General features: G+C 60.3%; 18 protein-coding genes. 13 read left to right on the top strand and 5 right to left on the bottom strand.

Annotation, left to right across the window (positions count from 1 at the left end):
- The first annotated feature begins 12 nt into the window (after positions 1-12).
- Genes efeU through efeO (AO388_RS19115) form a run of 4 tightly spaced genes read left to right on the top strand, consistent with a single transcriptional unit; the run spans position 13 to position 4288 of the window.
- Positions 13-867 carry an iron uptake transporter permease EfeU gene (gene efeU / locus AO388_RS19130; protein WP_003370335.1) on the top strand — a complete coding sequence of 285 codons (855 nt, stop codon included), beginning with the start codon at positions 13-15 and terminating at the stop codon, positions 865-867.
- An 8-nt stretch (positions 868-875) separates the two neighbouring features.
- A complete protein-coding gene (gene efeO, locus AO388_RS19125; RefSeq protein WP_058416923.1) occupies positions 876-2087 on the top strand; it encodes an iron uptake system protein EfeO in 1212 nt (403 codons plus the stop codon).
- A gap of 24 nt (positions 2088-2111) precedes the next feature.
- Positions 2112-3434 (top strand): iron uptake transporter deferrochelatase/peroxidase subunit, encoded by a 1323-nt coding sequence (efeB, locus tag AO388_RS19120; RefSeq protein ID WP_003370331.1) that lies wholly within the window; start codon positions 2112-2114, stop codon positions 3432-3434.
- 29 nt (positions 3435-3463) lie between these two features.
- Positions 3464-4288 (top strand): iron uptake system protein EfeO, encoded by an 825-nt coding sequence (gene efeO, locus AO388_RS19115; RefSeq protein ID WP_003370329.1) that lies wholly within the window; start codon positions 3464-3466, stop codon positions 4286-4288.
- A 515-nt stretch (positions 4289-4803) separates the two neighbouring features.
- Here efeO (AO388_RS19115) and AO388_RS19110 read toward each other — a convergent pair.
- The 3 genes from AO388_RS19110 to AO388_RS19100 form a co-directional block, all read right to left on the bottom strand.
- Positions 4804-5574 carry a molybdopterin-dependent oxidoreductase gene (locus AO388_RS19110; protein ID WP_003370326.1) on the bottom strand — a complete coding sequence of 257 codons (771 nt, stop codon included), beginning with the start codon at positions 5572-5574 and terminating at the stop codon, positions 4804-4806.
- Complete coding sequence (locus AO388_RS19105) at positions 5571-6191, bottom strand: cytochrome b/b6 domain-containing protein (RefSeq protein WP_003370324.1); 621 nt, start codon at positions 6189-6191, stop codon at positions 5571-5573. The genes AO388_RS19110 and AO388_RS19105 overlap by 4 nt, the downstream gene beginning before the upstream one ends.
- A 74-nt stretch (positions 6192-6265) precedes the next feature.
- Positions 6266-6871: a hypothetical protein gene (locus AO388_RS19100; RefSeq protein WP_031597595.1), complete on the bottom strand. Its 606-nt coding sequence runs from the start codon at positions 6869-6871 to the stop codon at positions 6266-6268.
- A 170-nt stretch (positions 6872-7041) separates the two neighbouring features.
- Between AO388_RS19100 and AO388_RS19095 the strand changes: the two genes are divergently transcribed.
- The gene (locus tag AO388_RS19095; RefSeq protein ID WP_002554192.1) at positions 7042-7731 is read left to right on the top strand and encodes a heavy metal response regulator transcription factor; all 690 of its coding nucleotides are present in this window, start codon (positions 7042-7044) and stop codon (positions 7729-7731) included.
- Positions 7710-9098, top strand: coding sequence for a heavy metal sensor histidine kinase (locus tag AO388_RS19090; protein WP_058416922.1), 1389 nt, complete (start codon positions 7710-7712; stop codon positions 9096-9098). Before AO388_RS19095 ends, AO388_RS19090 begins: the two co-directional genes overlap by 22 nt.
- Before the next feature lie 19 nt (positions 9099-9117).
- On the opposite strand, the gene AO388_RS19085 is transcribed toward AO388_RS19090, so the two are convergent.
- Positions 9118-9786 (bottom strand): polysaccharide lyase family 7 protein, encoded by a 669-nt coding sequence (locus AO388_RS19085; protein WP_011268396.1) that lies wholly within the window; start codon positions 9784-9786, stop codon positions 9118-9120.
- 535 nt (positions 9787-10321) lie between these two features.
- Here AO388_RS19085 and AO388_RS19080 point away from each other — a divergent pair.
- The 5 genes from AO388_RS19080 to AO388_RS19060 are packed head-to-tail and all read left to right on the top strand — an operon-like array spanning position 10322 to position 15375.
- Positions 10322-10774: a MarR family winged helix-turn-helix transcriptional regulator gene (locus tag AO388_RS19080; RefSeq protein ID WP_003305524.1), complete on the top strand. Its 453-nt coding sequence runs from the start codon at positions 10322-10324 to the stop codon at positions 10772-10774.
- Positions 10771-12858, top strand: a complete 2088-nt coding sequence (locus tag AO388_RS19075; protein ID WP_003370307.1) for an FUSC family protein — start codon at positions 10771-10773, stop codon at positions 12856-12858. The genes AO388_RS19080 and AO388_RS19075 overlap by 4 nt, the downstream gene beginning before the upstream one ends.
- The gene (locus AO388_RS19070; RefSeq protein ID WP_003315925.1) at positions 12855-13064 is read left to right on the top strand and encodes a DUF1656 domain-containing protein; all 210 of its coding nucleotides are present in this window, start codon (positions 12855-12857) and stop codon (positions 13062-13064) included. Before AO388_RS19075 ends, AO388_RS19070 begins: the two co-directional genes overlap by 4 nt.
- A complete protein-coding gene (locus tag AO388_RS19065; protein WP_003344172.1) occupies positions 13061-13945 on the top strand; it encodes an efflux RND transporter periplasmic adaptor subunit in 885 nt (294 codons plus the stop codon). Before AO388_RS19070 ends, AO388_RS19065 begins: the two co-directional genes overlap by 4 nt.
- The gene (locus tag AO388_RS19060; protein ID WP_058416921.1) at positions 13942-15375 is read left to right on the top strand and encodes an efflux transporter outer membrane subunit; all 1434 of its coding nucleotides are present in this window, start codon (positions 13942-13944) and stop codon (positions 15373-15375) included. Before AO388_RS19065 ends, AO388_RS19060 begins: the two co-directional genes overlap by 4 nt.
- A 20-nt stretch (positions 15376-15395) precedes the next feature.
- Here AO388_RS19060 and AO388_RS19055 read toward each other — a convergent pair whose 3' ends face one another.
- Entirely contained in the window at positions 15396-15938 is a 543-nt protein-coding gene (locus AO388_RS19055) for a GNAT family N-acetyltransferase (RefSeq protein WP_003436206.1), read from the bottom strand.
- Positions 15939-16172: 234 nt separating this feature from the next.
- Between AO388_RS19055 and AO388_RS19050 the strand changes: the two genes are divergently transcribed.
- Positions 16173-17006, top strand: a complete 834-nt coding sequence (locus AO388_RS19050; RefSeq protein ID WP_003370300.1) for an ion transporter — start codon at positions 16173-16175, stop codon at positions 17004-17006.
- 103 nt (positions 17007-17109) lie between these two features.
- A complete protein-coding gene (locus tag AO388_RS19045; protein ID WP_003436204.1) occupies positions 17110-18108 on the top strand; it encodes a sulfate ABC transporter substrate-binding protein in 999 nt (332 codons plus the stop codon).
- Positions 18109-18124 lie beyond the last annotated feature (16 nt).

Below are 18124 nucleotides of genomic sequence, written 5' to 3'. Positions count from 1 at the left end.
ACTCGGTGAGATATGCTCGTTCCCTTTTTGATCATGCTGCGCGAAGGCATCGAAGCCGCGCTTATCGTTGGCATTATCGCCAGTTACCTGAAGCAGACCGGCCGCGGCGAGTGGATGCCTGCGGTGTGGATCGGCGTATTTCTGGCCGCCGCGCTCTCGCTGTTCGTCGGTGGCGGGCTTGAGTTGATGAGCGCCGAGTTCCCACAGAAGCAGCAGGAACTGTTCGAAGGGATCGTCGGCCTGATCGCGGTCGGCATTCTCAGCTCCATGGTGTTCTGGATGCGCAAGGTAGCGCGGTCGATCAAGCATGCGCTGCACGAATCACTCGACGCGGCCCTCACCGGCTCGAAAAACCAGACCTACGCGCTGATCGCCATGGTGTTTTTTGCCGTGGCCCGCGAAGGGCTGGAAACCGTATTCTTTCTGCTCGCTGTGTTCCAGCAGAGCGAAGGCTCCGGCGCGCCATTGGGTGCGCTGCTCGGCCTGTTGCTGGCGGTCGGTTTCGGCGTAGCCATCTACAGCGGCAGTATGCGTCTGAACCTGAGCCTGTTTTTCCGCTGGACCGGTTTGTTCATTCTGGTGGTAGCGGCGGGCATTCTCGCCAACTCCGTTCAGGCACTGCATGAAGCCGGCGTCTGGAATCACCTGCAGGAGGTGGTCTTCGACATCAGTGCGCTGCTGCCGATGGACGGCCCTGCCGGTTCGGTACTGGCGGGCATGTTCGGTTATCAGGACGCGCCGACGGTCAGCACCCTGAGTGCCTACCTGATTTACCTGATCGGGGCACTGCTGCTGTTCTTCAAGCCGCACACCCCGACGACTGGCAAGGTCATGCAGCCAAACACATCTTCTGTTACGAACGAATAAGGGCCTCCATGTCTAACCGTCCCTCAGGGCCTTCCGGGAAAGCCCGGTCGCCCCGTGTCCTGCGATTGGCAGTCGCCGGCTCAGTGATCCTGATGATCGCCGCTGGCGGGCTGTTCTACTACGCCTCGCAGGTCGCGGCCAAAAAGCGCGCGGCCAATGCCGGTACTGAAACCGTGGTCAATATCCACGCCCACAACTGCGAACCGAACGCCTTGACGGTCGCGGCGGGCAAGAACGCCTTCCGCATCGTCAACCGCTCGGAGCGCGCCGTCGAATGGGAAATCCTCGATGGCGTGCTGGTGATTGAAGAACGGGAAAACATCGCACCTGGGCTAAGCCAGGTGATCAATGCCAACCTGGCACCCGGCGATTACGCGATTACCTGCGGTCTGCTGAGCAATCCGCGCGGCACCTTGCATGTCACGCCGACCGCAGAGTCCGACGCCAAGGCCAAGGCGCGTCCGTCCATGACCGCCTTCATCGGGCCGCTCTCCGAATACCGCGTGTACCTGAGCCTGCAGAGTTCGGCGCTGATCAAGGCAGTCAACGCCCTGCAACAGGCCATCGATGCCGGCGACCTGAGCGCTGCCCAGGCGGCCTACCTGCCCGCCCGCGCCGCCTACCAGCGCATTGCACCGGCTGCGCAGCGCCTGGCCGAGCTGGACAACGCAATCAACGCCCGCGCCGACTATTACGAGAAACGTGAACAGGACCCCGGCTTCGGCGGCTTTCACCGCATCGAATACGGCCTGTACGAGCAACACAGCGTCGAGGGCCTGGCGCCGATCGCGCAGCGTCTGCAAACCGATGTCACCCAGCTCAAGCAACAGTTGATGGCGCAATCGCTGGCGCCCGAACAGCTGGCGGCCATTGCCACTCGCACACTGCGTAGCCTGGCTGAGGTACGCAGCAACGGCGAAGAGGAACGTTACAGCCACAGCGACCTGAACGGTTTTGCCGCCAACCTGGACGGCACCCGCAAGATCGTCGACCTGCTGCGTCCGTTGCTGAGCCGCAGTGCAGGCGATCTGTTGCAGAAGATCGACGCCGCCATGGCGGATCTGGACACCACGCTCGATGCATTGAGCAGCGCTGATGGTGGTGTGCGCCCCTACGACCAGGTGGATGAGGCGCAGCGCAAGCAGATCGCCGCCAAGGCTGGCGCTCTGACTGACGCACTCAATGGCATCGACCCGGCACTCGGCCTCTCTGGCCTCTGATTCACTGGAGCACAGCACATCACGATGAAAAATCCGGACAGCAATCCAGAAACAACCAACGCTCCGGCCTCCCTGCAACGCCGCCGCGTGCTGATGGGGCTCGGCGCTGCAGGGGCTGCGCTGGCTGGCAGCAGCCTGAGTGGCAATGTACTTGCCGCAGCACCTGCACAAGTCGCCGAAGCGCCGAACAGTGAAAAAACGCAGGATCACAACGAGTTTCACGGCCAGCATCAGAGCGGCATCGTCAACCCGCGCCCGGCCGCGGGCATGCTTGTGGCATTCGATGTTCTGGCCGCCGACCGTGAGGACCTGGAACGCCTGTTTCGCACGCTGAACGAGCGCATCGCGTTCCTGATGACCGGTGGCCCGGTGCCGGAGATCGATCCGAAACTGCCACCGCTGGACTCGGGCATTCTCGGTCCGGTGGTGACCCCGGACAACCTGACCATCACCGTGTCGGTGGGCGAATCGCTGTTCGATGAGCGTTTTGGTCTGGCCCCGGTCAAGCCGAAACGCTTGAGCCGCATGACCGGTTTCCCCAACGATGCGCTGGATCCGGCCAGTTGCCACGGCGACCTGAGCATCCAGTTCTGCGCCAACACTGCCGACAGCAACATCCATGCGCTGCGCGACATCGTCAAGAACCTGCCCGACCTGCTGCTGGTGCGCTGGAAACAGGAAGGCACCGTGCCGCCCCAGGCACCGAAGAAACCCGGTCAGCCGCCGGAAAGCGCGCGCAACTTCCTGGGTTTCCGGGACGGTTCGGCGAACCCGGATTCCAACAACCAGAAGACCATGAACGAGCTGGTCTGGGTGCAGCCGGGCAGCGATGAACCGGCCTGGGCCGCCAATGGCAGCTATCAGGCGGTGCGCATCATCCGCAACTTCGTCGAGCGCTGGGACCGCACGCCGCTGCAGGAGCAGGAATCGATTTTCGGCCGCAGCAAAAGCACCGGCGCGCCCATGGACGGCAAGGTCGAGAGCGATGTGCCCAACTATGCGGCCGACCCGGAAGGCAAGAAAACCCGGCTGGATTCGCACATCCGCCTGGCCAACCCGCGTACTGCCGAAAGCCAGCGCAACCTGATCCTGCGCCGCCCGTTCAATTACTCCAATGGGGTTAACAAGAACGGTCAGTTGGACATGGGCCTGCTGTTCATCTGCTACCAGGCCGATCTGGAAAAAGGCTTCATTACGGTACAGAGCCGGCTTAACGGCGAGCCGCTGGAGGAATACCTCAAACCAATCGGAGGCGGCTATTTCTTCACCCTGCCGGGGGTAACCGGCGACCAGGATTTCATCGGTCGCTCGCTGCTGGCGGCCGTAGCGCCCACTAAAAACGCATGACCTATCCACTCCCGACCCGGAAGACACTCATGAAAAAGACGCCCCTGGCTTTGCTCCTGACCCTTGGCCTGCTCCAGACCCCGCTGGCGGCCTTTGCCGCCACCGCGCCGCTGGATCTGGTAGGCCCGGTGTCGGACTACAAGATCTACGTGACCGAGAACATTGAAGAGCTGGTCAGCCACACCCAGAAATTCACCGATGCCGTGAAGAAAGGCGACATCGCAACGGCCAAGAAGCTCTACGCTCCGACCCGCGTGTACTACGAGTCGGTAGAACCGATTGCCGAACTGTTCAGTGACCTGGACGCATCCATCGACTCACGCGTCGACGACCATGAACAAGGCGTGACGGCGGAAGACTTCACCGGCTTCCATCGTCTGGAATATGCGCTGTTCTCGCAGAACACCACAAAAGATCAGGGCCCTATCGCCGACAAGCTGTTGAGCGACGTCAAGGACCTGGAAAAGCGCGTGGCCGACCTGACCTTCCCGCCGGAAAAAGTCGTCGGCGGCGCCGCAGCCCTGCTGGAAGAAGTGGCAGCGACCAAGATCTCCGGCGAAGAAGACCGTTACAGCCACACCGACCTGTATGACTTCCAGGGCAACATCGACGGCGCGAAAAAAATCGTCGACCTGTTCCGCCCGCAGATCGAACAACAGGACAAGGCCTTCTCCAGCAAAGTCGACAAGAACTTCGCCACCGTGGACAAAATCCTCGCCAAGTACAAAACCAAGGACGGTGGCTTTGAAACCTACGACAAAGTCAAAGAGAACGACCGCAAAGCCCTGGTCGGCCCGGTCAACACCCTGGCAGAAGACCTCTCGACCCTGCGCGGCAAACTGGGCCTGAACTGACCTGAAACGCCGCGCCTGAAAGCGCTTTTTAACGCGATGGCACTGACGACGCAGAGTGCGACGTCAGTGCCAGGGCGAAGGAACCCGACGAAGTCGGGCCGGAAACCGGAGCTGGGACTTTNAAAAAAAAACCCGCCATGTGACGCAGAGCGTCACGAACGGCATTCCCACGCGGAGCGTGAGGAACGATAGTCAAAAACGTATTAACTACCACCGAAATGCTTTTCAACCACGATGGCACAGACAACGCAAATTGCGACGTCNACCCCCGGATCAGTGACAGGGCGAAGGAACCCGACGAAGTCGGGCCGGAAACCGGAGCGAAAGGCTTTGGTTACTTTGGCCTCATCAAAGTAACTCGCCGAGGGGCGAAAAGGTGACTTGAGTCGAGCCTACATCCACCTGACACCACAGAACCGCTGTGTGACGCAGAGCGTCACGAACGGCATTCCCACGCTGGAGCGTGAGGAACGATAATCTCACTACCGCCATCGTGCGACGCTCTGCGTCCGCTCCTAGATCCCGCTGAACCAGTTGTACCCCTGATCCTCCCAATACCCCCCAGGATTCTCGTTGCTGACGAAAATCTCGACGATGTGCTTGGGATTCTTGAAACCCAGCTTGGTCGGCACCCGCACCCGCAACGGGTAACCGTAATCAGGTGGCAGCGCCACTTCACCGAAGTCCAGCGCCAGCAACGTCTGCGGATGCAGCGCAGTGGGCATATCCAGGCTCGAGTAATAGCGGTCAGCGCACTTGAAACCGACAAAGCGCGCCGTCGTATCAGCGCCGATGTACTCCAGGAAGGTCTTCAACGGCACACCGCCCCACTGCCCTATCGCGCTCCAGCCCTCGATACAGATCAACCGCGTGATGTCCGTGCGTTGCGGCAGTTTGCGCAGCGCCCCCAGCGTCCATGGCTGCTTGTCCCGCACCAGCCCCGACACCGCCAGCTGGTAATCGGAAAGATCCAGCTCCGGCACGTTGTACTCAGGGTAGAAGGCATTGAACGGGAACGGGTTGGTCAACTGCGCCTTGCTGTAGGTCGGCGCCAGCTTCTGGCCATTGAACAGCCAGGCCTGAACCCGGTCATTCCAGCGCGACATGGCCCACAGCACCTTGTCGACCTGATCGCCATCCTGCAGGTTGCAGCCCGTGAGCATCGACATCGCGCCCACGGTCAGCCCCGCGCGCAGAAACGAGCGGCGCTGAATATCGATCAGTTGACGCTCCTGCGCGGGCTCCAGGCGGATACGCTGAGTGATGCGTTTACGTGGTTCGTTCATGATTGCGCAGTTCCGTCTTCGTTCGGCTGGCGGCCGCCGGTAATCATCGGCAGCAAAGTACTGGGCACCAGCACGACCAGCAGCAGATGGACGATGACAAATGCGCCGATGGCGGTCATCGCCCCGAAATGTACCCAACGGGCGAAATCGAATCCGCCCAGCAGACTGACCAGCCCCTGAAACTGCACCGGTTTCCAGATGGCCAGGCCGGACAGCACCACCAACACACCCATGGCCAGCACCAGCCAGTACATCAGCCGTTGCACCGCGTTGTAACGGCCTTTGACGTGGACCAGTCGAAAACGCAACGCGTCACTCATGTCACGCGTCACTTCGGACGGCCGGACCGGCAGCAGGTCGCGTTTGAAATGGCGGCTGAACACGCCATACAGCACATAAATCAGACCGTTGATGACCAACAGCCACATCACCGCGAAGTGCCAGGCAATGGAACCGCCCAGCCAGCCGCCGAGTGTCAGGAATTTGGGAAAGGTGAACGGCATCAGTGGCGATGCGTTGTAGATCGCCCAACCGCTCATGAACATACAGACCATGCCCACGGCATTGACCCAGTGCGTCAGGCGCACCGGCCACGGATGAATGGGGCGGGTTTTCATGTCGAGATCCCTCTGATCAGGCATGGAAAAGGCTGTCAGGGGCAGCCTTGCGCCCCTGACAGCCCTGGCGGTGATTACATCGGCGGGGGAAACCCGTCCTTGCCGACTGCCACACCACGAGCAGACTTGCCGTCGTCAGCCGGGAACACCACGACCTTGGCGCCCTTGGTCAACTGATCAACCTTGCCTGGCTCGACGTAGGCGATAGGCACATCCTGCGGCACCACCAGCTTCTTCTCGCCACCCTCGTATTTGACGGTCAGCGTGCGGCCATCGGTGCCAGCCAACGTGCCAACGGTGCCATTGGTCATGGTGCCGGTGCTGCCATCAGCGTTTTCCCAGCCATAGTGACCTTCGCCGCTGCCTTTGAGGCTGGCTTCAAAAACGGTCACCTCCAGCGCTTTCAGTGTACCGTCCGCCTGCGGGATGGCAGCCGAACCGACAAAACTGTCGCCTTTGATTTGCTTGAAGTCAGCTTCGGACACAAGACGAATACCGGTCTTGTCAGTCAGCTTGATACTTTCGTGCTGACCCGAGCGGGTGGTGAAATCGAGGGTGTCGGCGCTTACGCTGTCGACGGTCCCGCGCATCGGTTTAACCACCTTCATGTCAGCAGCCTGAGTCATGACAGCAGCGCTGAGCAACAGCAGGCCGAACGTAGTAGAGAGTGCAGTCTTCATCGGTACTTCCTTGGCAGTTGATATCTGAAACCCATCCTTGCACCGTTACCGGCACCGCAGAATGACCGGGCAATGACATTTTTGTCATTCGCCGGACACCTCGTCGGCAACTGGTTAGACTCCGGCATCGGCGCACCATGGGTGCAGGCAAAAGCGTAGCGGACAAAACGATGCATATCCTGCTGATTGAAGACGACACCAAAACCGGCGAGTACCTGAAGAAGGGTCTGGGTGAGTCCGGCTACAAGGTGGACTGGACCCAGCACGGGGCCGACGGCCTGCACCTGGCGCTGGAAAACCGCTACGACCTGATCGTGCTGGACGTGATGCTGCCAGGCATCGACGGCTGGCAAATCATCGAAGTACTGCGCGCCCGGCAGGACGTGCCGGTGCTGTTTCTCACCGCGCGCGACCAGTTGCAGGACCGGATTCGCGGCCTGGAACTGGGCGCCGACGATTATCTGGTCAAGCCATTTTCCTTCACTGAACTGCTGCTGCGCATCCGCACCATCCTGCGCCGGGGCGTGGTGCGCGAGGCGGACCATTTTCATCTGGCCGATCTGGAACTGGACCTGTTGCGCCGCCGGGTGACGCGTCAGCAACAGGTTATCGTGCTGACCAACAAGGAGTTCGCCCTGCTGCACCTGTTATTGCGCCGCGAAGGCGACGTACTGTCCAGGGCACAGATTGCCTCGGAAGTCTGGGACATGAATTTCGACAGCGACACCAATGTCGTCGACGTCGCCATCAAGCGTCTGCGCAGCAAGGTCGACCTGCCCTACCCGGTCAAGCTCATCCACACCGTGCGCGGCATTGGTTATGTGTGCGAGGTACGGCCATGCGACGCCAGCCTTCCCTGACCCTGCGCTCGACCCTGGCATTTGCTCTGGTGGCGATGCTCACCGTCAGCGGTGCCGGCCTGTATCTGTATCAGTCAATCGAAGCAACAGTGATGCAACGCAGTGACCATGCCGTGCTTGCGCGACTGGACCACTTTCGCAAGCTGCTGCGCTATGACCTGACCATGGACAACCTCAAGGGCAGCCCGCAGCTGTTCGAGAACATGCTCGACAGCGAAGAAGACATCTTCATCATCGGCGAGCCGGGCAAGTCACCGGTTATCTCCGTCAACCCGCAGCACGCGCCCTTGCCGGAACTGCCGACCGTGGCGCAGGACCAACCGCTGCGTGTCGATGACCTGCGCAGCGGCATGAGCCTGCAAGGCGTGCCGTTGCGCGCTGCTGCCGTACAGGTGATGTCCAACGGTGTCGAAGTACGTTTGCAGGCAGCGCATTTGATGGTCAAGGAAATGGCCATGCTCGCCAGCTTCCGTCAGCGCATCTATATAGCCGTGGCCCTGGCGTTTCTGATCACCGCAGCCCTGGGTTATGTACTGCTGCGTCGCGGCTTGCGTCCACTGCGAAGAATGGCTGCCCATGCCGCCGCAATCACCCCCGCCAGCCTGCACAAACGCCTCGACAGCCGTGATACGCCCGTCGAGCTGCAACAATTGAGCGACGCCTTCAACGCCATGCTTGACCGTCTGGACGATGGCTACCGACGCCTGATGCAGTTCTCTGCCGATCTGGCCCACGAAATCCGCACACCGGTCGGCTCGCTGATGGGCCATTGTCAGGTTGCCTTGCGCCAGAACCGCAGCGCCGATGAATATCAGGCGCTGCTGGCCTCCAATCTGGAAGAGCTGGAGCGCATCTCTCGGCTGGTGGAAAGCATCCTGTTTCTGGCACGGGCGGACGAAGCCCAGGCCGCTCTGGAGCGTCAATCGCTGGATCTGCATGATGAACTGCAACGGGTTGCCGGCTATTTCGAAGGGCTGGCCGAAGAACGCAACCTGACCCTGAGCCCCCATGGACAAGGTACGTTGCAGGCCGATCCGATTTTGCTACGGCGTGCATTGAGCAATCTGGTCGCCAATGCGATCCGCTACGCCGATGAAGACAGCGAGATTCTGATGCAGGTGACGGCTGTGGACAGGCACTGGAAGATCGATGTGGAGAACCGTGGACCGTTGCTGCCGGAAGCCACCCTCGCACGCTTGTTTGATCGTTTCTATCGCGGTGATGCCTCACGCCATGAGCGTTCGGATTCCAACGGACTGGGGCTGGCGATCGTCACGGCAATCATGCAACTGCACGGCGGTCGGGTCGAAGTCGCTCAACCCGCCGTCGGCAGAATCTGCTTCAGTCTGATATTCCCGGCGGCCTGAAGCCTGCGGCGCGAAAGGATCAATTCTTTTTCTCGTGGGCAATGGCCAGCTTGTAGAACGTGGCCGAGCCGCCTTCCGTGGTGTAGCCGGTGTTGTCCTGGGTGTAGACCCCTGCCTTGAAATAGAACAGTTTGCTGGCCCAGGCTGAATCCAGCTTGGCGTACCAGACTGCGTCGAAGGCATTCACCGTCAGATCGCCAGACGGCGACAGGTTGATGGTGTAGTTGAACTGCTTATTGAGCGGCACACCCTGGGCGATGTTGATGACCTCGATTTCCGAGTCCGGCGTACGACGAAACTTGGCGACGATATTGCCGGTCTGCAGCTTCTCCTTGTACTGATACTCCACCTTCAGCAGCGGTTCGGTGCTCTGGTAGCAGTGAATCTGACCGATCACGATCTTGCCGCTGGAAGGCACCTGATCGACTTCCAGTGTCGCGCGCAGAAAGTTGTCGGCACTGGAGTAGGCCCAGTTGAAGACTCTTCCGTCCGACGTCGTCTCGCGCAATTCGGAACGCGGGTACTTGGCGTTTTCGGTGGTTGAACCCGTCACCGGTGCCCAGAAGAACAGCGTATCCCCGGACTGGAAATAGCCATCCCGATAGCCCTTTACCAATTTGGGGGTTTCGATGATGGTCGCAGGGCTTCCGACAGGGACGGAGAGATTCCAGGTAGCAAGGTCGATCATGGCGTAGCTCGCAAGGTGCGCATCGCGCACCAACTGAATGGCTCTGGAACGGGTGTGCTGGCCCGTTTGGTCATCCAGACTATCGGCTGAATCGTTTATTTTTTAAACAGCATCGACAATGCTTTGGCGTCAACAAAACGTCTAAATATAGCCGATGCCATCATTGCGATATCAATTGTTGCGATGAAGCTATGTGCCACCACCAAGCTGCAAGCGTTGATTAACGTGAAGAAGTGTTTTGCGAAGCGCGTCATTTTTTTGAATGTATCGAGGCCGATACAGCGCAAAAAACCGCAAATTACCGACAGACGGTAGCAATTATCTTCATGGAAAATGAACTTATGGCACTTGAAACTGACAAAGGCGCCCCTTCATCAACGCTGCGCTGCCTCGAAATATGCTTTCGCCGGGTTAAAAAAGCGCCTCCGCCGGGCGGCTTCGGGTTGACTGTAAGCAGTTGTTACGGGATATTAGTTAGCAAGCTATTTATCTCCCTGCTAACAATATCGCTCCTAACTAAATTCCTGGTGTTTCCATGTCTGTCGAATCCCTGCATCGGACAATCAGCAGTGGCCTGGTGGCCGCGTCTCGCCAATGGCGACGCATCTGCCAGAACACGCTGGTGACCTATGGCATTTCCGAAGCCTGCGCAGGTCCGTTGCTGGCCATTGCGCGTCTGGGCGATGGCGCACATCAGGTGAAAGTCGCCCAGGCGGCTGGCATGGAGAGCCCGACGCTGGTGCGTCTGCTCGACCAGTTGTGCAAGGCCGATATCGTTTGCCGCACTGAAGACCCGAATGACCGCCGCGCCAAGGCCTTGAGCCTGACTCGCAAAGGTCGCGCACTGGCCTGCTCCATCGAAGCCGAGCTGACCCGCTTGCGCGCCGAAGTGCTGCAAGGTCTGCAGCCTGCCGATCTGGAGGCCACCTTGCGTGTGTTACAGGCCTTTGCTGATGCGGCGCAGCGCGAACACGGGGGCCAGGCTTGAACGGATTTTTCTCCAGCGTTCCGCCGGCACGTGACTGGTTCTACGGTGTGCGCACCTTCGGCGCGTCGATGCTGGCGCTGTACATCGCATTGTTGATGGAAATGCCCCGCCCCTACTGGGCGATGGCCACGGTGTACATCGTCTCCAGCCCCTTCGTCGGCCCGACCAGCTCCAAGGCGCTGTACAGAGCGGCCGGGACGTTGGCCGGTGCAGCGGCGTCGGTGCTGCTGGTGCCGATGTTCGTACAAACGCCCTTGTTGCTGGCCATCGTGGTCGGGCTGTGGACCGGGACCCTGTTGTTTCTGTCCCTGCACTTGCGCACCGCCAACAGCTACGCCCTGATGTTGGCCGGCTACACCATGCCGCTGATTTCGCTGCCGGTGGTCGACAACCCGCAGGCTGTGTTCGACATCGCGGTGTCGCGTACCGAAGAGATTTTTCTCGGCATCATCTGCGCCGCCGTCGTAGGTGCGATGTTCTGGCCCAGGCGCCTGGCACCTGTGTTTCAGGCCACCACGGAGAAATGGTTCAGTGATGCCGCGACCTACAGTCAGCGCTTTATCAGCCGTACCTGTCAGCCCGAAGAAATCGGCACGCTGCGCAATTCGATGGTCGGCAGCTTCAACTCGCTGGAAATGATGATCGGCCAGTTGAGCCACGAAGGCGCCCGTAAGCAAACCGTGCGCAACGCCAATGAACTGCGCGGCCGGATGATCCACCTCTTGCCGGTCATCGATGCGCTGGATGACGCGCTGTGGGCGCTGGAGCGGCGCACGCCCGAGCTGCTGGCCAGCATCAAGCCCTTGTTGCAAAAGGCTTGTGACTGGCTCGAAAGCACTGCCGACGCGCCGCAGTTGGAAGGATGGCAACAGTTGCACCACGACTTGCAGAGTCTGCAACCAGATTCCGCGCAACTGGACGATCGCGATCAACTGCTGCTATCCAATACGCTGTTCAGGCTGGGTGAGTGGATCGACCTGTGGCTGGATTGCCGAACCCTGCAATACGCGATCAAGACCGACGATCAGTCACAGTGGCGCGCGGTCTATCGCCACTGGCGCCTGGGCCGGTTGACCCCGTTTCTCGACCGCGGCCTGATGCTCTATTCGGTGACTTCGACAGTACTGGCGATCATTGCTGCGTCGGTGTTATGGATTCTGCTCGGCTGGAAAGACGGCGCAAGTGCCGTGGCACTGGCAGCGGTGTCGTGCAGCTTCTTCGCTGCCATGGACGACCCTGCTCCGCAAATCTACCGGTTCTTCTTCTGGACCCTGCTCTCGGTAGTGTTCGCCAGCCTGTACCTGTTCGTGGTGCTGCCCAACCTGCATGACTTCCCGATGCTGGTGCTGGCCTTTTCCGTGCCGTTCATTTGCGTCGGTACCCTGACCGTGCAACCGCGCTTCTTTCTCGGCACGCTGCTGACCATCGTCAACACCTCGTCGTTCATCAGCATCCAGAGCGCTTATGACGCGGACTTCATGAACTTCCTCAACTCCAACCTGGCGGGTCCTGCCGGGCTGTTGTTCGCCTTCATCTGGACCCTGGTGTTCCGCCCGTTCGGCGTCGAACTGGCCGTCAAGCGTCTGACCCGTTTCAGCTGGCGTGACATTGCCAGCCTCAGTGAAAACGCTTCTCTGGCCGAACACCGGCGCATGGGCGTGCAAATGCTCGACCGCCTGATGCAGCAATTGCCGCGCCTGACGCTCACCGCTCAGGACACCGGGATTGCCCTGCGTGAGCTGCGCGTCGCGCTGAACATGCTCGACCTGCTGGCCTACACCCGCCGCGCCACGCCTGCGGCTCAGGTATTGCTGCGTCAGGTGATCGACGAAGTCAGCGGCTATTTCAAACAGTGCCGCAAGGCCGGTGAACGACTGCCCGCGCCCAGAGGCCTGCTGATGGCCATGGACCGCGCACGCCGTTCACTGACCGATCAGGAGATGGGCGACAACCCGGCCCGACTGCACCTGCTGCATGCTCTCAGCGGCCTGCGCCTGGCGCTGCTGCCGGGGGTCGAGATCGTCACCGTGGGCGGGGAACTGACCGAACAACTGCCGCATAACATCGATGGAGCGCCCCTGTGATCGGTGATCTGGATATCAGCGGGATCTTCATCCCCACGTTTCTGGCGATGATGGGCATCGCCTATCTGCTGTTTCTTGTCGTGCATGCGGTGCTGTCGCGTGCCCACTTCTACCGTCTGGTCTGGCACCGGGCTTTGTTCAACGTAGGTCTATACGCTTTGTTGCTCGGCGCCGTGGATACTCTAAGTCGATACCTGATGACATGAAAAAACCGATACTGACACTGGGCCGCGTGGTCCTGACCCTGCTGGTTGTCACCCTGGCCGCCGTGGTCGTATGGCGCATGGTGATGTATTACATGTATGCACCGTGGACGCGCGACGGGCATATCCGCGCCGACATCGTGCAAATCGCACCGGACGTCTCCGGGCTGATCCAGAAGGTCGAAGTCACTGACAACCAGCCCGTGCACAAGGGCCAGGTCCTGTTCACCATCGATCAGGACCGCTTCCGTCTGGCACTGCGCCAGGCGCAGGCGACGGTCGCCGAACGTCAGGAAACCTGGGAGCAGGCACGCCGTGAGAACAAACGTAACCGTGGCCTGGGCAATCTGGTCGCCCGCGAACAACTGGAAGAAAGCCAGTCACGCGAAGCCCGAGCCCTTTCCGCACTGGGCGAATCAAAGGTTGCAGTGGACGCCGCGCAGTTGAACCTGGATCGCTCGGTAATACGCAGCCCGGTGGACGGCTACCTCAACGACCGCGCGCCCCGCGAACATGAGTTCGTCACTGCCGGGCGTCCAGTGCTTTCGGTGGTTGATTCGACGTCGTTCCACATCGACGGCTATTTCGAGGAAACCAAGCTCGATGGCATCCATGTCGGCCAGGGCGTCGACATCCGCGTCATCGGCGACAACGCGCGGCTGACCGGCCATGTGGTGAGCATCGTTGCCGGTATCGAAGACCGCGACCGCAGCAGTGGCTCGAACCTGCTGCCCAACGTCAACCCGGCTTTCAGCTGGGTGCGTCTGGCGCAGCGGATTCCAGTGCGGATCGCCTTCGATGACGTGCCCGCCGACTTCCGCATGATTGCCGGACGTACCGCGACGGTGTCGATCATCGACGACACGCAGGAGCGCAGCCGATGAAACGTGCTTTACGCGTGGCCGCGCTCGGCTTTACCGCCGTGCTGTCGGCCTGCCAGATGGTCGGCCCGGATTACCGGTTGCCCAAGGAGGGCGCGATCAACCGTCCGGACCTGCAGGGTGAACTGGCGGGCCGCTCGGTCAACACGGTTTCCGCCCCGGTGCCGGCGCACTGGTGGCGTCTGTATCAGGATGCGCGGCTGGATGAGCTGGTGCGCCAGGCCATCGCTTCCAATACCGACCTGCGCATCGCCGCCGCCAACCTGCAGCGTGCTCGCTATCAGACCTCGGAAGCCGAGGCGGCTGGCGGCTTTACCAACGGCGCGAAGATCGGCGCTCAGCGCGTGCAGGAGTCCGGCGAGGCGTTTCTGCTGACCGACAAGGTGCCGGTGGCCAATGTCGGCGACGTGGGTCTGACCACTTCGTACCAGTTCGATCTGTTCGGCACCTTGCAACGTGGCATCGAGGCGGCGCACGCCAATGTCGATGCCAATCAGGCGGCGGTGGATACGGCACGTATCACAGTGGTCGCCGATGTGGTGCGCGCCTACACGCAGATTTGTGCGGCCAACGAAGAGCTCGATATCGCCCGCGAATCGCTGGACCTGCAACAACAGAGCGTGACCCTCAACCAGCGCCTGCGCGATGCCGGGCGTGGCGATGAAACCCAGGTCACTCGCTCGCAGACGCAGTTCAAGTCACTGCGAGCCGAAATGCCCCGTTACGAAGCGCGCCGTCAGGCCGCGATGTTTCGCCTGTCGATGTTGCTGGCCAAACCTGTCGAGCAACTGCCCGCCGGGGTAAGCGCCTGCAACCAGTTGCCGCAGATTGCGCAGGTCATTCCTGTGGGCGACGGCGCAGCACTGCTCAAACGCCGCCCGGATGTGCGTCAGGCTGAACGCCATCTGGCGATGTCGACTGCCGAGATCGGCGTTGCCACCGGCGAGTTGTATCCGGACATCAGCATCGGCGCGAGCATTGGCACCACCGGCCTGATCGAGAACCTCGGCAAACCGGCGGCCAATCGCTGGGGCTTCGGCCCGCTGCTGAACTGGACCATCCCTTCAAATGGCTCGCGCGCCCGCATCCATCAAGCCGAAGCCTCGGCGCAGGCGGCCCTTGCGCGCTTTGATGGTGTGGTGCTCAACGCCATCCGTGAAACCCAGACTGGCCTGGCGCAATACACCGCCCTGCTCGACCGCCGCGACGCCCTCAGAGAAGCCGAGCAATCTGCCAAAGAAGCGGCTGACCAGACGCACCGCTTCTATCAGGCCGGGCGCGCCTCGTTCCTCGCCGACCTGCAAGCCACGCGCACTTACACCGACGTACGCGCGCAGATGGCAGAGGCCAACACGCAGGTGGCGATGGGGCAGATCAATCTGTTTCTGGCTCTCGGCGGCGGCTGGGAGAAGGATGACGTGGCGCAGCAGTAGGATGCGCGTTCGCCACGCCATCAGGCGTGGTTCGGATTGATCAGTGCTCTGAGGACATGATTTTCCCAGACACCGGCAATTTTCAGGTAGGCGCGCGCGTGCCCTTCCTTTTCGAAGCCGAGTGATTGCAGAAGTCGCTCGCTGCGTACATTGGCTGGCATGTGGCTGGCCATAATTCGATGCAGCCCCATCTGTTCGAAACAGTAGCGATTGGTGACTTCCAGCGATCTTTTCATCAAGCCCTGCCCCTGAGCGGTTTCTGCCAGTGAGAAGCCGAGGTTGCAGGCCTGGAAAGCGCCTCTCACGATGTTGGTGTAGCTGCAGCGTCCCAGCAATTCGCCGCCCGGAGCTGTTATGAGGAAAAACACCGCGCTGCCGGTCTGCATGCTTTCCCATTGCTGCTGGACCCTTGATCGGGTGTTTTCGAGGATGAAATAGTCATCGTCCCTTAGCGGTTCCCAGGGCTGCAGATGCTGGCGATGGGTGTTTTCATAACGGCTGATCAGCTCGGCATCATCAAATGCCAATATCCTGAGAGAAAAGCCTTCGCCTGCATACTGCATGTTTACTCCCCGTGTCAGTCACTACCCGGATTATCGTTCACACGCTCCAGCGTGGGAATGTAGTTCGTGATGCACTGCGTCACACGGCGGTTCTGCGATATCAGGTGGATTGGGGGTCGGCTCAGGTCACCTTTACGCGGCTGTAACGACCTCTTCGCGAGCAAGCTCGCTTGTGTGCTTGCACTTGCCGATCCATGCTCCTAGGCTCACCCGATCTTTGATTCGGGAAGCACCATGGACAGCTCTCTCAGCCGCCGCGAGCGGTTGCATATTGTTATTTTCGAGGCCAATACGCCTGCCGGGCGGATGTTTGACAAGGCGGTGCTGGTCGCGATTCTGCTCAGTCTGCTGGTCACTATCATCGACAGCATCGAGAGTATTCATCGTGATTACGCGATGCTTTTCGCATGGATCGAATGGGGCTTTACGCTGATGTTCGCCATCGAATACATCCTGCGCCTCTATTGCTCGCCACGGCCGCTGAAGTACGCATTCAGTTTCTACGGGCTGGTGGACCTGCTGGCCATCGTGCCCGGCGTGCTGTCGATCTATTACAGCGATGCGCAATACCTGCTGATCGTGCGGATCATCCGTATGCTGCGGATCTTCAGGGTACTCAAGCTCGGCACCTACCTGCGCCAGGCCAACTATTTGCTGGCGGCGCTGCGTGGCAGCAAGCAGAAGATCATCGTATTTCTGGTCACCGTGTCTACACTGGTCACGGTGTTCGGCACGCTGATGTACGTGATCGAAGGCCCAGAGCATGGCTTCACCAGTATTCCCAAGGGCATTTACTGGGCTATCGTGACCCTGACGACGGTGGGCTTTGGCGATATCGTGCCCAAGACCCCGCTCGGCCAGATGCTCTCTTCGCTGGTGATGATTACCGGCTACTCAATCATCGCCGTGCCTACCGGGATATTCACCGCCGAGCTGGCCAATGCCATGCGCGGCGAGCAACTGAAACACGACTGCCCCGTGTGCTCGAAAAACCTTCACGAGCATGGCGCGGCGTTCTGCTCAAGATGTGGCAATCAATTGTTCAAAAAAACCGAGCACAAGGCATAAGCAAAGATCTTTTCGGTCTTTAAACCGCAGGCGCGATGCTGATAGTGTCGCGGCATTACGCCATCAGGCTTGTCACACCACTCTTCATCTCAAGGACCCTGCAGTGAATAAACTCTTCGCCGCCTCGCTACTGGCCGCCGGCCTGGCTTTTGCCAGCGCTGCCCAGGCAGCTCCAACGCTGCTCAACGTCTCTTATGACGTGATGCGTGATTTCTACAAGGACTACAACAGCGCCTTCCAGAAACACTGGAAAGCCGAGAAGAATGAAGATGTGACCGTGCAGATGTCCTTCGGCGGGTCGAGCAAGCAGGCGCGCTCGGTCATCGACGGGCTGCCGGCTGACGTGATCACCATGAACATGGCCACCGACATCAACGCCTTGGCCGACAACGGCGAGCTGGTGCCGAAAGACTGGGTCAGCCGCCTGCCGAACCACAGCGCGCCCTTCACGTCGGCCACGGTGTTCATTGTGCGCAAGGGCAATCCGAAGGCCCTCAAAGACTGGCCGGACCTGATCAAGGATGGCGTGGAAGTCATCGTGCCCAACCCGAAAACCTCGGGCAACGGTCGCTACACCTACCTCTCGGCATGGGGTTACACCCTGAAAAAAGGCGGCGATGAAGCGGCGGCGAAGAAATTCGTCGGTGATCTGTTCAGCCATGTGCCGGTGCTTGATACCGGCGGCCGTGGCGCGACCACGACATTCATGACCAACCAGATCGGCGACGTGCTGGTCACCTTCGAGAATGAAGCGGAAATGATCGCCCGCGAATTCGGTCGCGATCAGTTCGAAGTGGTTTATCCCTCCGTGTCGGCAGAAGCCGAGCCACCGGTAAGTGTGGTCGACAAGGTCGTGGACAAGAAAGGCTCCCGCCTCCTGGCTGAGGAATACCTCAACTACCTGTGGTCCCCGGAAGGCCAGGAAATCGCTGCCAAAAACTACCTGCGCCCACGTGATCCGGCGGTGCTGGCCAAGTACACCGATCGCTTCCCGAAAGTGGACTTCCTCTCGGTGGAGAAAACCTTCGGTGACTGGCGCACGGTGCAGAAGACCCATTTCATCGATGGTGGGGTGTTCGACCAGATCTATCCGGGTAAATAANCGACCTTCGAGGTCG

Source organism: Pseudomonas sp. ICMP 10191 (assembly GCF_001467335.1).
GTDB lineage: Bacteria > Pseudomonadota > Gammaproteobacteria > Pseudomonadales > Pseudomonadaceae > Aquipseudomonas > Aquipseudomonas cerasi.
Note: the sequence above shows the minus strand (reverse complement) of the source record. Positions and strands in the feature narration are given on the sequence as shown.

Bases quoted from the DNA above. Each gene is read 5' to 3' on its own strand.
- efeU (WP_003370335.1), top strand. From the start codon at position 13: ATGCTCGTTCCCTTTTTGATCATGCTGCGCGAAGGCATCGAAGCCGCG.
- efeO (WP_058416923.1), top strand. From the start codon at position 876: ATGTCTAACCGTCCCTCAGGGCCTTCCGGGAAAGCCCGGTCGCCCCGT.
- efeB (WP_003370331.1), top strand. From the start codon at position 2,112: ATGAAAAATCCGGACAGCAATCCAGAAACAACCAACGCTCCGGCCTCC.
- efeO (WP_003370329.1), top strand. From the start codon at position 3,464: ATGAAAAAGACGCCCCTGGCTTTGCTCCTGACCCTTGGCCTGCTCCAG.
- AO388_RS19110 (WP_003370326.1), bottom strand. From the start codon at position 5,574: ATGAACGAACCACGTAAACGCATCACTCAGCGTATCCGCCTGGAGCCC.
- AO388_RS19105 (WP_003370324.1), bottom strand. From the start codon at position 6,191: ATGAAAACCCGCCCCATTCATCCGTGGCCGGTGCGCCTGACGCACTGG.
- AO388_RS19100 (WP_031597595.1), bottom strand. From the start codon at position 6,871: ATGAAGACTGCACTCTCTACTACGTTCGGCCTGCTGTTGCTCAGCGCT.
- AO388_RS19095 (WP_002554192.1), top strand. From the start codon at position 7,042: ATGCATATCCTGCTGATTGAAGACGACACCAAAACCGGCGAGTACCTG.
- AO388_RS19090 (WP_058416922.1), top strand. From the start codon at position 7,710: ATGCGACGCCAGCCTTCCCTGACCCTGCGCTCGACCCTGGCATTTGCT.
- AO388_RS19085 (WP_011268396.1), bottom strand. From the start codon at position 9,786: ATGATCGACCTTGCTACCTGGAATCTCTCCGTCCCTGTCGGAAGCCCT.
- AO388_RS19080 (WP_003305524.1), top strand. From the start codon at position 10,322: ATGTCTGTCGAATCCCTGCATCGGACAATCAGCAGTGGCCTGGTGGCC.
- AO388_RS19065 (WP_003344172.1), top strand. From the start codon at position 13,061: ATGAAAAAACCGATACTGACACTGGGCCGCGTGGTCCTGACCCTGCTG.
- AO388_RS19060 (WP_058416921.1), top strand. From the start codon at position 13,942: ATGAAACGTGCTTTACGCGTGGCCGCGCTCGGCTTTACCGCCGTGCTG.
- AO388_RS19055 (WP_003436206.1), bottom strand. From the start codon at position 15,938: ATGCAGTATGCAGGCGAAGGCTTTTCTCTCAGGATATTGGCATTTGAT.
- AO388_RS19050 (WP_003370300.1), top strand. From the start codon at position 16,173: ATGGACAGCTCTCTCAGCCGCCGCGAGCGGTTGCATATTGTTATTTTC.